The 15,406-nt window shown below is 48.8% G+C and carries 5 protein-coding genes; 2 read left to right on the top strand and 3 right to left on the bottom strand.

Features of this window, described 5'->3' with window-relative positions; all coding sequences use genetic code 11:
• Positions 1 to 83: 83 nt before the first annotated feature.
• From QT984_RS19340 to QT984_RS19330, 3 genes are all read right to left on the bottom strand, one after another.
• Complete coding sequence (locus tag QT984_RS19340; protein WP_333053478.1) at positions 84 to 1,346, bottom strand: MFS transporter; 1,263 nt, start codon at positions 1,344 to 1,346, stop codon at positions 84 to 86.
• A 242-nt stretch (positions 1,347 to 1,588) separates the two neighbouring features.
• A complete protein-coding gene (locus QT984_RS19335; RefSeq protein WP_333053477.1) occupies positions 1,589 to 2,770 on the bottom strand; it encodes a PepSY-associated TM helix domain-containing protein in 1,182 nt (393 codons plus the stop codon).
• Between the two features lie 273 nt (positions 2,771 to 3,043).
• On the bottom strand, positions 3,044 to 5,812 hold the full coding sequence (locus tag QT984_RS19330) for a TonB-dependent receptor domain-containing protein (protein WP_333260278.1): 2,769 nt from the start codon (positions 5,810 to 5,812) through the stop codon (positions 3,044 to 3,046).
• A gap of 551 nt (positions 5,813 to 6,363) precedes the next feature.
• Here QT984_RS19330 and QT984_RS19325 point away from each other — a divergent pair.
• Positions 6,364 to 6,528, top strand: coding sequence for a hypothetical protein (locus QT984_RS19325; RefSeq protein ID WP_333053475.1), 165 nt, complete (start codon positions 6,364 to 6,366; stop codon positions 6,526 to 6,528).
• A gap of 94 nt (positions 6,529 to 6,622) precedes the next feature.
• Positions 6,623 to 15,325: an amino acid adenylation domain-containing protein gene (locus QT984_RS19320; protein WP_333374692.1), complete on the top strand. Its 8,703-nt coding sequence runs from the start codon at positions 6,623 to 6,625 to the stop codon at positions 15,323 to 15,325.
• Positions 15,326 to 15,406 lie beyond the last annotated feature (81 nt).

Genomic DNA, 15,406 nt, shown 5'->3' with positions numbered 1-15,406 from the left:
ACTCGCAGCGGAGTCAGGCTAACCGTCCCTGGATAGGAGAACCTATCCATTTAGGCTAAACGAATCGCACACCGGAAACGATATTATCCATCGCGCAACAGCCGGCAAGCATACCCACCGACGGCAACAAGCAATAAGCCCAGCGAGGAGATAGCGTATAACAAAGCCATGCCAGCACCCGCACCTGTCCCCAGAATTGGGCCAAAAATAGCTGCTAAAAAACCGGACGGTTGCATGGCGGGTTCAAAGACGCGATCGGCAAGTGGCCCTGCGATCAATAAACCGATCGCAGACGCCAATTGCACGATAACTGCTCTGGTAGCAAAAACGCGCCCCTGTACTTCTGGTGCGACTTTCGCCAACCAAATCGCCTCGTTGGAACTGCCGAGGATGGGGAAATTGAAAGACGAACAAAATTGAGCGGGAATCCAGATAGAAAGGGCCTGGCCGAAAGCAAAGACTATTTTACTCAAGCCCGCGCCTGCCATGCCGAGCAGAAAGCCCCGGATTCGGCGTTTGGGGCCGCCCCATATACTGACGATCGATGCTCCTAAAACGCCGCCGGCGCCGGCGGCTGAAAGGATAGTACCGAGGATTCTGGCATTGTTGTCGGTGCGTGCCAGAATCATCGGTGAGTAGAGGGCCGCGCCGATGTCGTGAGCGAACCAGAATAGCGACACGGACACCAGCAAGGCAAGCAGGCTGGGACGATCGACGATGTAGCGGAATCCGAAGCTGAGTTCTTGCCATAGGTGAAAGCGAGTCGCTTGGGGATTGGAAGCGATCGCGGGCTGTGGTATTTTGACAGATACTAGGGTGGCGATCGCGATTGTAAAAGTTGCCAGGTCGATCGTAAAAATCCCGCCGGGCCCGATCGCAGAATAGAGAATCCCCGCCAGTGTCGGAGCAATAATACTCGCGCCGTAATTTGCCAAAAAACTTAAACTGCTAGCGCGGCTGTAATGCTTTTCTGGCATCATTGTGGCGATCGCTGCTGAGTAAGCTAACTGCTGAATTTGGTCAAAAATTCCGTTAATCGCAGCCGCTACATATATATGCCATATTTGCAGGTTTTGGCTGATATAAAGTAATAGGATAGTGAGCGTTAACAGAGCTGAAACCGCATCACCTATCCCCATCAAAAATTTTCGATTCCAGCGATCGACGAGAATGCCAGCAACCGGAGCGAGCAAGATGCGCGGCAATTGAGTAAAAAACATCAACAAAGCCAAAGCTGTCGCTTGACTGGTAGAGTCCCAAATCCAAATAGTCAGCGCAAACGCGGACATAGCGCTGCCAATCATCGAAGCAGTTTGTCCGAGCCAGAGTTGAATAAATTTTTGCATTAAAGAAGCGATTGATAGGATTTAAAATTGAGAGAATCGGGGTTTTTAGGCAGGAGAATGACCGAAAGCATCCAGGATACAAGCCTCCGGATTCATTCCTTCGCAGACTCAGGACCCAGAAATAAAAAACCTGTATCCGAGAAACTTGCCGAACGTATTTATCTCGCGCAAGTCAATGCTTCAATCTAAAATCGAAAATCGAAAATCGATTGACACCCGCATAAAACCACACATTGCTCTCATTAAAACCAAGGCCATTGCTGGCTAAGGGGAGATAATTCTTCATATTGCTGTCTCGCCTCCTTGCGGTAAAATTTCACCAAATGCCGCTGTCGCCACATCAGTACGCCCGTAACAAACAGTACGATCGCTGCTAATCCTGCGATCGTGTGTACCAGCCGCAAGTAAATTCCGCCATAGCTGCCAATATGTAGCGGATAAAGCGAGTTGAGAATTCGATTTGCGACAGAAGCTGAATTTACGCTGTCAGCCTGCAATATTTCGCCACTGTATTGGTCGAGATAAATGGTGCTAACCCCGTTTGGATGCGGCTCGTTGGGAAATTTTTTCCGTACTTTAAAAATGCCTTCAGGCGTCAAAGGCAGAGAAATAAAAGTAGTTTTAGCTTCGGGCCAAACGGTATTAACTTGGTGTAAGATTTCGTCAATGTTTTGCCTCGAACTGCTAGAGTGGGGATGAGAATTCAAGGCGGGCTGTGGCTTTTCATTGGTTAGCCAATACAATGTCGATTCAACCGGCGCATAAAAAATTATCGCTGTCCCTGTAGCGGAGATGAGTATGAGAAAAGCGACCGATACAATGCCAGAAACGTTATGTAAATCAAATACAGTCCGCTGCCAGTGAGCTTTCCAATTAACAGAAAATCCGCGAGCCAAATTGCGCCAGCCAGTCCACAATACCAAACCACTAAAAGTTAGGCATAGCATTACTAGACCGCAAATACCGACCACAAGATGACCGAATTCTCCTCCCGCTAATTCCGCGTGTAACGTAAAAATAAAACCTGTAAAAGTTTCTTTCTTAAGGCGCGAACCATTAATTTTTCCGCTGTAAGAATTGACATAAACGTTAACTATTTCTTCACTCTTAGACAGCATTGAAACTTGGCAAATATCCTTCCCTGAGCGTGGCAGCAAAATACTAAGAGCTTGATTTTGCGGATAAGCTTTTTCGACAATATGCAGGACATTTTCCAGCGGTATTCGTTCGGCTTGAGGAATTACTTGCAGGAGTTGGGGATTGAAGAACCGATCGATTTCTGGACTAAAAACCAGCAAGCTGCCCGTTAAAGCAATTACTGCTAGAAATATTCCTACTACCAACCCCAAATACAAGTGCAGTTTGAATGCGAGTTTGCGGAACTTCATCTCTAGATTTTTCTCAAAGCCGTTAACTGTTATCATTAAGGTAAAATCGGTAGTCCGACAGGGAATGAATTCCCTGTCTCAAAGCTAAAGTCCTCGCTATGAGGACTGAGAAAAACACTTTTCAACTCATTAGTCCTCTTTTAGAGGACTTTAGCTATTAGACAGGGGTTTCAACCCCTGGCGGACTGGCGGACTAGCGGGTGGCCGCGAGGACTGGCAGACTAACAGCTTAAATTGACACCAATGGGTTCTTGGAGTGTCCCTACGGGGGATATTGAATCTACTTCATAAACCTGCAATCTGCTGTAATTACCAGTTAAGGCGGTAATTAACACTGAGAGTCAAACCTCTGCCTGCATAATTAGCGCTGTCCGATCCAAATCCAGCTAAGTATTGGGAGATCACGGGAAAATATTGATTATTCAATAAATTCTCGACTTTGACTTGTAGCAGCCCCGATCCAATTTTAACCGCGCTGACGTAATCCAGTGTGAGATAGCTGCTAATCGGGCCGCCATCCGAGCCGTCTTTGAAGGCTTGATCGCGATTTCCAGAATATAATAACTGTAACCGATTGTTCCATCCCGGCAAAGTTTCGTTTTGAACATAAGCTGTTAGCTTGAGGGGTGGAATTCTGCTGCTATCGAGGGCGATGTAACGGTTGTCCTCCTCATATTCGCCATGAAGATAGGTAGCAGTCCCGCCGATCGACCATGCTCGTGCAGGTTGCCAATCCACAGTCCCTTCTAAGCCGTAAATGCGTTCTGGGGCGCGGATTAGTTCCAGGCGACCTGTGTTGCCAACTGGTTGAAAACTGATTCCTAGATCGGAGGTATTGTAAAAAGCGGCAAGCGACATTTGCACGGATCGCCACCCTCCTCGAATGCCAATTTCGTAGCTGTTGACTTTTTGCGGTTGAGTTACTTCTAACGAAGATTCAATTCCCACAAAATCGTCGGGGGGTTGGCGGAGAATGCGACCGAAATCTGGAACTGAGAAACCTTGAGAAAAGTTGCCAAATACGTTGAAGGTGTCATTAATTTTATAGACAGCCCCTGTATTAAATAGGGTGGCGTTAAATTTGCGATCGCCTCCTTCGATCTGGCGATCGTTAAAAGTGGTATAATCATTGACGTTTAACCCGACGCGTTCGTGACGTATCCCCCCACTTAGAATCACGATATCGTCAATATTCCATTCCAATTGACCGAAAAAGCCAAGGCTGTTGTAAGTGTAAGGAGGGACGAAAGGACGCTCGGAAATTTTCCGGTAAACCCTGCCACCACTTGCGTCAACTCTCTCTGGGTCGTACAGGTCGAAACGCTGTTTGCTATCTTCAGTAACATAGTCTGAACCCCAAGTTAATCGAAGATTTTCGGCACTGGATAAAGGAGTGGTGACCGCAAGCCTTCCTCCTATTTGTTCGTTCTCGGCTCGCGAACGAGCAACGCCGACAAACGGGCCAAAGAAATCGGACGTGCGAAAATCAGAGGGAACACTTACATTGGAATTCGTTCGATAGTAAATTTGACTTTGAAGGCTGCTGCCAAAAAGGTTTTGGTTGGTGTAACTGAGGTTGAGCTGTGTACTTCTATTTCCCGGTGTTTCCCCGTCAATATCCAAATCTCCGGTTCGGATGGCGCGGGCTTTTTGCCGTCCTTCCTGGTCGTCAACACTAAAGTCTGGAATCACATTGGGATCTTGAGTTTCCCGATAGTGATTGACAGTTAGTTGCAGCCGCTGGTTGGTGTCCAAATCTACCCCGACTTTGCCCATCACGTTGAAGAGGGTGCTGCTATCTCCGCCGAGTTCAAAATAGGGAATGCGCGAGCCTTTGGCATCGTAAAAAGCTCCACTTCTAGAGAGCGAGACAGTGCCCGTCAGATCGACATTGCCACTTCGGCCAGAAACCGTCTGCTGAGCGTTAAAGCTTAGAGCATCATCCGTGTTTGTTAAACCGCTACTGACGCCCACTTCAGTAACAGCACTTAGCCTTTCCTCAGTTGGCCGACGAGTAATAATATTAACCACGCCACCTGTAGCCTGAGCGCCGTAGATTGCTGTAGACCCCCGCACTACTTCAATGCGTTCGATCGCGCTGGGATCGATGTTTCTAAATTCTCTGCCAAACGATTGAAGATTGGTCGTTTGTGGCACGCCGTCAATCAGAACGGAAACATCCCTACCCCGCAAAGTTTGTCCATAAGTTGTAGTAAGTTGAGTCGGAGGCGCGAAACCGGGAACCTGATTTGCCAGAGCTTCCCCGATATTTCTCGATTGCCCTACCTGCTGCTGAAGTTCTTCGGAGTCTACCACCGTTATAGAGCGTGGCACGTTGGTCACTCTTTCGGCAGTTCGTGTTGCAGTGACGACGATTTCAATCGGGTCTCTCCCCGCCGGTGGTGTCCCAGGTGGCTGCGCTGTAGGCGGCAAGGGTTCTCCGGGTGTTCCAGGTGGCTGCGCTGTCGGCGGCAAGGGTGATCCGGGTGTCCCAGGTGGCTGCGCTGTAGGTGGCAAGGGTTCTCCGGGTGTTCCAGGTGGCTGCGCTGTCGGCGGTAAAGGTTCTGCAGGTATCTCTACCGGCTGCCCTGTCTGTGGGAAGGGTGCTGCAGGTGCCCCCGGCCGCTGTGTTGTAGGAGCAGGTGCCCCCGGGCGAGCCGTCATCTCCGAGGTGGGTTTTAAGCTGAGAATCAGACCCGCAGCATTAGGAATCACCCGTGCCACTGGTTGACCCCTCTCGCCAACGACTTTGATTCGGATGCTGTTGTTATCTAAAGGAGTAACGGTGACAGAAGCAATTCCGGCTGCAGGCTTGTCTTGACGAAACTCATTTCCCCCCGGTAGTCGCAGTTGAGCGGTGATGACATCAGCTTGTAAAGTTTCGCCAAAGCTGGCGCTGAAGACTTGCAGGGGTCTTCCATCTTCAGTATCTAGGATGATTTCAATGCCTTCTGACGTGGGCTTGAGGCGAACGCCCGTCACCTGCGCGATGTTGGAAGCGCACGCCGACTGAGCGACTAACGCCGACACGACTCCTGCCAGCCCAAGGCTATTTAATAATTTCTGCGATCTCTTCATTACTATTTAATCAACAATTAATGGAACTTCGGATATGTGGTTTGCGTTGCTTGCACAACAAAATGTGTGAGTGAGAGCGTTGCTGCTCTTCTCTGGCTCCTAAAACTGACCTGCGGAAGATACGACCTAGTTGTCGGGCGCAGTTCGATCCGATTCTCCCGTCGCTAGCAGCCTTTGTCTGGGAACACAGCAGGCGCGTGAGGGCGAAAGCCTCAGTCCGGTGGCGCTCTGGACGATCGACCACGGTTGGCACCTTCCTCGGTTAAAGGAAGTAGCCACTGGGTGCTTAATGAGAAAGTGCCTTAATTAGATAACAGAGCACTTGCATCTGTCAAGAGTTAACTAATGAAAATTTATTGCAGTTTAAGATAGGGGGTCTCACCCCTCTGTCGAGTTACACGCCACTTGCCTATTATGGTTGTTTGTCAGGGCTAGACAAACGATCGCCTAAAATGCTATGGCAAGAGTTAGAAAATATTGTCATATAGGGAAGGATAGGAGTCAATAAAGTTTTTCAACTACTCTTGACAATAAATATCATCTAGCCTACTATGCTTAAAGTCGATAGCCGTAAAGCCCCTGAAGCTGATATCGAAGCTGGCTCGGACCCAAATCGCCCCGGAGCCATTGCCGAACAGCCCGATCGACAACAAAACGTGAAAAGAAGCGCTAATACACGGATTGAAGACTCAAACGCGCTGATGAGAGACTCGTAACGCCCGAAAGCTATTCACAGAAAGTCTATGTGGAAAGAATTTGGCGGGACTGGTTGGCGTACTGCAAACAAGATTTATTAGGTAAAAAGAATCGATGAGTGACGCAAGAATTGAGGGAAACCAACTCACCGAAAGTTGTACGAATTTAGTAGAACTCCTACAAAACAGAGCGTTACACCAACCAGAGCAGAAATATACATTTCTGTTAGACGGAAAAACTGAAACCGCCAGTTTGACTTATCGAGAGTTAGATGCGATCGCCCGATCGCACGCCGTGCGACTTCAGACATTGGGGCTCAGTGGCGAACGAGCCTTACTGCTTTTCCCGCCAGGATTGGACTATCTCGCCGCCTTTTTTGGATGCTTGTACGCCAAAGTGATCGCGGTTCCCCTCTATCCACCGAAGCTGAAACGGAATTTAGCGAAAATTAGTGCGATCGCCCTAGATGCAGGAGCAACAGTTGCGATCGCACCCGCGCGACACCTGGAAAATTTAGAACAGCTATGCGAACAAGCGCCGGAACTCAAAGGGCTGCGCTGGCTGAGTGCAGAGGCGCTTTCGGATGACGGCGAAAAGTGGAAGCAGCCACCCATCCATCCCGACGAAGTAGCTTATCTTCAGTACACTTCCGGCTCAACCTCCACCCCCAAAGGCGTAATGGTGAGCCACGCCAACGTTTTGTACAACATCGAATACATTCACCGAGGCTTCGATCACGATGCCGAAAGCGTTGCCGTAACGTGGCTTCCCCCCTTTCACGACATGGGGTTAATTGACGGATTGCTCAAACCTTTGTATCTGGGAATTCCCTCTTACTTCATGCCGCCAGCGGCGTTTATTCAGAACCCGATGTGCTGGTTGGAAGCGATTTCGCGTTACAAAGCTACCCACAGCGGCGGGCCAAATTTTGCTTACGACTTGTGTGCTAGCAAAATCAGCAAAATGTTGCTAGCACAATTTGAGGATGATTATTGTGGGGTAGGCGTCGGGCCTGCTGTGAAAATACACCGGACGGGCGGGACGCCCATCCCACAAAACAATCAAAATCATCCCGCTATTATGCAGCGCGAAATTTTGGGCGATGGCCAAAAAATGCTCGACTTGAGTAGTTGGCGCGTGGCCTATAACGGTGCAGAACCCATCCACAAAGAAACCCTAGAGCGATTTACCAAAGCTTTTGAGCCCTGCGGTTTTCAGGCCGATGCCTTTTGTCCTGCTTACGGAATGGCAGAAACTACGCTAAAAATTGCCACGGTTCGCAGCGGGACAACACCGACTTTCTTACCTGTTGACGCTGGGGCGCTGGAAAATAATCACATTGTAGAAGTTGTCGAAGGCGAGGGGGGCGCGAGAACTTTAGTCGGCTGCGGTTTCCCTGAATTTGGCACTAAAGTTGCGATCGTCAATCCCGAAACTCTGACACAATGTCAGCCGCAACAAGTCGGAGAAATTTGGGTAGCTGGCGAAACAGTGGCGCGAGGCTATTGGAATCGCCCAGAAGAGACAGAAAAAACCTTTCAAGCATATCTTTCAGATACCAGCGAAGGGCCATTTTTGCGAACAGGAGATTTAGGCTTTTTACGCGATCGAGAACTGTTTATTACAGGGCGACTCAAAGATTTAATTATCATCCGAGGTCGCAATCTTTACCCCCAAGATATAGAAAGAACAGCAGAACGCAGCCATCCCAGTTTGCGGCCGGGGGCGATCGCGGCATTCTCGGTGGAAGTCGCAGGCGAAGAACAGCTCGTTATCGTGCCAGAATTACAATCTCGCAAAGCGCCGGATAATGCCGAGGAAATTATCAGCGCCATCCGCGAACGCATTGCTCAAGAATATGAAGTGCAAGTTTATGGAGTAGTGCTGATTAAGCCCGGAAGCATTCCGAAAACGACCAGCGGTAAAATTCAACGTCGCGCCGCCTATGCTGACTTTCTAGCTGACAATTTGGAAGTTGTTGCCAGTAGCATTTTAGAGCTAGCTGATTCGGTAGAAATCGACAATCAACTAACGCGAGAAATTCTGCTGACAGCCGAGTTAGAAGAACGGCAGCCGCTGCTTGAGGCTTACCTTTGGCAGCAGGTAAACCGCCGGGTAATGAATTCCCCGGCTAATAGCCAAAGTCGGCTAAAGCCGACTGAAATCGATCGACCTCTCAGTAGCTTTGGACTAGATTCTTTAAGAATTTTTGAGTTAAAAAATCAGATAGAGAGCGACTTTGGCGTTACTGTATCGGTTGCCGATTTGTTTGAAGATAGGAGCATTGCTCGACTGGCAGTGCAAATTCTAGAGCAACTGACAGGAAATACCAAAGCAGTCGTCCCAAGGCCAGTTTCTCGCCTACAAAATATTCCCCTGTCTTTTGCCCAAGAGCGCTTGTGGTTCTTCGACCAATTGGAACCCGGAAACCCGTTTTATAACCTCTGCGGTGCAGTTCAGATCACAGGGCAACTTAATGCAGAAGCACTTAGGAAAAGTATTGAGAAAATTATCGAGCGACACGAGATTTTAAGAACTGCGTTTGCTGGTGTTGAAAAAGAACAGATACAAGTTATTTTTGATGCGAAAAGTTTCCCATTACCGCTGATAGATTTGAGCCATTGCTCCCCTGCGAAACGCGAGAAAAAAGCGCAAAAAATGTCGGCGGAAGAAGCACAATTGCCCTTTGATTTAACTCAAACTAATCTGATCCGTGCCAAACTTCTACGTTTATCTGAAACAGAACATACCCTGCTTTTATCTGCCCACCATATCATTTTTGATGGATGGTCTTTGGGCGTATTTTTACGGGAATTAGCGGCATTTTATGAAGAATTTACTAATAAGAGTTTAGCCGATATTCCACCTCTGCCAATTCAGTATGCAGACTTTGCAACTTGGCAGCGCCAACAAATGCAGGGAGAAATATTAGAAACTCAACTTACTTACTGGAAGCAGCAGTTAAGTGGCAGCGCAGCGGTGCTAAATTTACCAACAGACTTTTCTCGTCCCGCTGTTCAAAGTTACAAGGGAGGTCGGCAATTATTTGAATTGCCAGAGCACTTAACCGAGGCAATTAGGCAATTGAGTCGCCGCGAAAAAACTACTTTCTTTATGACATTGCTGGCGGCATTCAAAACACTGCTTTACCGCTACACGGGCCAAGAAGATATCCTCGTCGGTTCACCAATTGCCAGCCGCAACAGCAGCGAAACCGAATCATTAATTGGATTTTTTGTCAATACTTTAGTTTTGCGGACTGACTTAAATGGAAATCCCACTTTTCGAGAGTTGCTGAGTCGAGTGCGAGAGGTTGCATTAGGCGCTTACGCGCATCAAGATGTACCGTTTGAGAAGTTGGTAGAAGAATTGCAGCCGAATCGAGATTTAAGTCACTCGCCGTTATTTCAGGTGATGTTTGCCTTTCAAAATGCCTCCGAATTCGCCTTAGAATTGCCCGGTTTAAGCCTGAACTGCCAACAGATTCACAGCGGCACAGCCAATTTCGATTTAACCTTGGAATTAGAAGCCACAGCAACGGATATTAGAGGCTGGTTTGAATACAGCTTAGACTTATTTGAATCGGCTACAATTGCGCGAATGGCAGGACACTTTCAGAACTTATTAGAAGGCATCGTGGCGAATCCCTCCGCGCGTCTATCAGATTTGCCCCTGCTTGCAGAAACAGAACGCCAGCAACTTCTATTTGAGTGGAATAACACTGGGATAAATTACTCCCAAAATGAGTGCGTTCACCGTTTGTTTGAAGCGCAGGCTGCGAAAACACCTGATGCGGTTGCGGTGCAATTTGAATGCCAAAGTTTGACTTATCGAGAACTGAACGATCGCGCGAATCAACTTGCCCATTATTTGCACTCTTTCGGCGTAAAACCAGATGCGATAGTCGGCGTTTATATGGAGCGATCGCTCGATGCGATCGTCGGGATTTTAGGCGTATTAAAAGCAGGCGGCGCTTATTTGCCCCTCGATCCCATCTATGCTAAAGAACGACTCGCCTTCATGTTAGAAGACGCTGGCGTTCAGGTACTGCTAACACAAGCAGAATTAAAAGCAGAAACGCCAGCCCAAAATAATATCTCTGTGATTTGCTTGGATGCAGAATGGCAGACGATCGCTCAACAAAACAAGTCAAATCCTGAAAGCGCCGTTTTGCCAGAAAACCTAGCTTATATCATATATACATCCGGGTCTACCGGCAAGCCAAAAGGAGTGATGGTGCAGCATCAATCTTTGGCGAATTATACCCAAGCTGCAAGTGTCGAATATGGCATCGAACCAGGCGATCGCATTCTCCAATTCGCTTCCCTCAGCTTCGACGCCAGCGCCGAAGAAATCTATCCCTGTTTAACGCGAGGCGCAACATTGGTACTGCGCGGAAATTCCATGTTAGACAGCATTTCTTCCTTCCTGAAAAAATGCCGGGAATGGCAAATCACCGTCTTAGATTTACCAACCGCTTACTGGCGCGAATTAACCGCCAGACTCAGCACCGAAAAAGCAGAATTTCCCCCATCAGTGCGCTTGACAATCATTGGCGGAGAAACCGCACTTTCAGCATCCCTGAATCAGTGGCAAAAATGCGTATCAGAAAAAGTGCGGCTAGTCAATACTTACGGCCCCACAGAAACAACCATTGTCGCCACGTGGTGCGACACTCTCCCCTCTGCGCCCTCTGCGCCCTCTGCGGTTAAAAACTCCCCAAAAACCTTGCCGATCGGACGCCCAATTCCAAATGCCCGCACCTATGTACTCGATGCTAACTTGCAACCCGTTCCCATCGGAATTCCCGGCGAACTATATATCGGAGGTGCGGGCGTTTCCAGAGGCTATCTCAACCGTTCAGAGTTGAATCGAGAAAAATTTATTCCCGATCCTTTTAGCAGCAAACAAGGCGTTCGCCTTTACAAAACAGGCGATTTAGTCCGCTATCTCCCCGACGGCAATTTAGAATTTCTCGATCGCACCGATCGCCAAGTAAAAATTCGCGGTTTCCGCATAGAGTTAGGAGAAATCGAATCCACACTCAGCCAACATCCAGACGTGCAAGAAGCAGTCATTCTCGCACGTGACGAAGATTCAGGCGGAAAGCGTTTAGTTGCTTACCTCGTTTTAAACTCAGCACTCAGCATTGGCAACTCCGCACTGATTAAAAATCTGCGTTCTTTTCTCCGGGAACAACTGCCAGATTATATGGTGCCTGCCAGTTTCATGTTTTTAGAAGCCATGCCATTAACGCCAAACGGCAAGGTAGATTTCAAAGCTTTTCCCGCACCGGAAACCAACAGTTTAGATGCAGATTTTATCGCTCCTGAGACTTTAGAAGAACAAGTATTAGCGGAGATTTGGGCTGAGGTTCTGGGTTTAAAACAGGTGGGAATTAATGACAATTTCTTCGAGTTGGGAGGTCACTCTTTGCTGGCAACTCAACTGATTGCCAAGGTGCGCGATCGCTTTCAAGTCGAGCTATCGTTGCGCTGCTTGTTTCAATCCCCCACAGTCGCTAGTCTAGCAGCGACGATCGCGGAAACTAAAAGCGAGCCAGATCGACAACCTATTAAATTACTGCCGACAATCGCCCCCGATCCTCAAAATCGCTACAAACCATTTCCGCTCAATGAAATGCAGCAGGCTTACTGGATCGGGAGAAATAGCTTCTTTGAAATGGGCAATGTGGCCATTCACGGCTATGTAGAAATTGAAAGCGACTCGTTAGATTTAGAGCGGTTTAGCCTCGCGTGGCAGCGAGTTGTACAGCGTCACGATATGCTGCGGGCGATCGTACTTCCGAATGGACAGCAGCAAATTCTGGAAAACGTACCCGCTTATAAAATTGAGGTTTTGGATTTGCGATCGATCGATCCAGAGGTTGCGGGCGAAAAACTCGAAGCAATTCGCGATCGCCTTTCCCACCAAGTGCTACCGCTCGATCGCTGGCCGCTGTTCGAGATTTGCGCTTCGCAAATAAACAATCGCCGCATCCGGCTCCACATCAGCATTGACGCCTTGTGCATAGACGGCTGGAGTTTTCAAATTTTGTTTGGCGATTTGGTAAAGTTTTACCGCAATCCCCATAGTGCGATCGCGCCATTGCAACTGTCTTTTCGCGACTGCGTGTTAGCGGCGATCGCTTTAGAAAACTCCCCATTTTACCAGCAATCCTTAGATTACTGGCGCACTCGCCTCAAAACCCTGCCACCAGCACCGGAATTGCCCCTCGCAAAACACCCGAATTCCTTAACGCAGCCGCGATTTAAACGCTGGAGCGATCGCTTAGATTTCTCAACTTGGGAGCGCCTCAAAACGCGCACAGCTCGCGCCAGCCTCACTCCTACGGGTTTATTGCTGGCCGCCTATGCGGAGGTTCTGTCTCTGTGGAGCAAAACGCCTCGGTTTACCCTCAACGTGCCGCGCTTTAATCGGTTGCCTTTGCATCCTCAAGTTGAGGAGATTATTGGAGAATTTGCGTCATTTACTCTGCTAGAAATAGATAACTCCAAGCGAGAGAGTTTTGAAGTACGAGCCAAGCGATTGCAAGAACAGCTTTGGCAAGATTTAGAACACCAATATGTCAGCGGCGTGCGCGTTTTGCGAGAACTCGCTCAAGCGCAAGGTACAACTGCAGCGCTGATGCCAGTCGTGTTTACGATCGATCCGCAAAACGCGCCTGGGGAAGATTCTTCTATCTTTTCTCTGATTCAAGAATTGGGAGAATTGGTTCACATTATCGGTCAAACTCCGCAAGTTTGGATAGACGCGCAATTTACCGAAACTGCTGAGGGGCTTTCTTTTAGCTGGGATGCAGTGGAAGAACTTTTCCCGCCAGGGATGATTGACGAGATGTTTGACGCCTATTGCCGCTTGTTGCAACGCCTCGCTAACGAGGAGGAAACTTGGCAGGAAACCGTGTCGTTTCAGCAAGCTTTTGCTAACAGCATTGAAGCACCCATTCCCGATGGATTGCTGCACGAATTGTTTGCTGAGAAAGTCGCCTTGCGATCGCACGAACCAGCCATCATTACGCGCGATCGTACCCTCACTTACGAGGAACTATATCGGCGATCGAATCAAGTCGGTCATCGCTTGCGAAAGCTGGGAGCTCGCCCTAACCAGTTGGTTGCCGTTGTCATGGAGAAAGGATGGGAGCAAATCGCCGCTGTCTTGGGAATTCTAGCCTCTGGAGCCGCTTATTTGCCTATCGATGCGGCGCTGCCCAAAGAGCGGCTTTGGTATTTATTGGAAAATGGTGAAGTTGAGATTGTTTTGACGCAATCTCAGTTAAATCAGCGATTGGAATGGCCGGAAAATGTGCGGCGAATTTGTCTTGATACTGAGGAATTAGCAACAGAAAGCGGCGAAGCTTTGGAATCAGTGCAGGAAGCGGAAGATTTAGCGTATGTGATTTATACTTCCGGCTCAACTGGCTTGCCGAAAGGCGTGGCGATCGCCCATCGCGGTGCAGTCAATGCGATCGCTCAGACCAACCAAGTGTTTAATGTGGCCGAGTGCGATCGCGCGATCTCCGTCACCGCACTGCACCACGATATGTCGGTTTACGATATCTTCGGCATCCTAGCAGCCGGAGGAGCGATCGTCATTCCCGATGCCGCCCAACGGCTAGACCCCGCTCACTGGGCGCAATTGATGGTAAAAGAGCGCGTCACCATTTGGAACTCGGTTCCCCCGATGATGGAAATGCTGCTCGATTACGCTGGCGGACGTTCTGAAGTGTTGCCAGAGTGCTTGCGCTGGGCGTTTCTCGGCGGAGATTGGATTCCAGTCACACTGCCTCAGAGGTTAAGGGCGATCGTCCGTGAATGTCGCGTTGTCAGCGTTGGCGGGCCAACCGAAACTACCCTTTGGAACATCTGGTATCCGGTAGAAACTGTTGACCCTTCTTGGAAGAGCATTCCTTACGGATCGCCGATCGCCAATACACGCTATTACATTTTGAATCAAAGGCTGGAAGACTGTCCTGTCTGGGTTGCTGGCGAGATGTGCTGTGCCGGAGTTGGACTGACAAAAGGATACTGGCGGAATGAAGAAAAAACCCGCGCCAGTTGCCTCACGCACCCCGTCACGGGCGATCGCTTGTACCGAACGGGAGATTTAGGGCGCTTCCTCCCTGACGGCAATATCGAATTTTTAGGGCGAGAAGATTTCCGCCTTAAAATTCGAGGATTCCGCATCGAACCAGGAGAAATTGAAGCTGCTTTGAACGAGTACCCAGCAGTGAAAGCATCCATTGTCACCGCCTTCGGAGAAAATCACAGTCAAAAGCGCTTAGTAGCATATATCGTTCCCCAACAAAACGCGGTCCCTGCGGTTGAAGAATTGCGCCAATTCCTGAGTGAAAAACTGCCAGATTATATGGTGCCGTCTGCATTTATAATTCTGGACGCGCTGCCGCTTTCGGCGAACGGCAAAGTTAACCGCAAGGCACTGCCTGAACCGGATGCCGCAATTCCCGAAGCAAAGATTTTTGTCGCACCGCGCACCCCTATTGAGGCAATGTTAGCGAGAATTTGCTGTGAGGTTCTCTGTATCGAACACTTAAGCATTACCGACAACTTTTTTGAACTAGGAGGAAATTCGCTGCTGGCAATTCAATTAGCAGCAAAGGTACGAGAATCTTGTCAGATAGAATTGCCTTTGTGCGATATTTTTGCAGGACGATCGCTCGCCGTACTTGCCGAAAATATTAATGATGCCAAAAACAAAAATGTGGTCGTTGAAGAACCCGCGATCGCGCCTGTTTCGCGATCGGCGTACCGCATGAAACTGTCCTCTTTGCGCTAACCACAAATCAGTGATGAATCATAGGTTAGCAGCCAATAACTCATAACCAATCCGCAAATATCGGCTGCAATCCCAATTACC

The sequence above is a fragment of the Microcoleus sp. Z1_B2 genome (assembly GCF_036700325.1).
Lineage (GTDB): Bacteria > Cyanobacteriota > Cyanobacteriia > Cyanobacteriales > Microcoleaceae > Microcoleus.
Note: the sequence above shows the minus strand (reverse complement) of the source record. Positions and strands in the feature narration are given on the sequence as shown.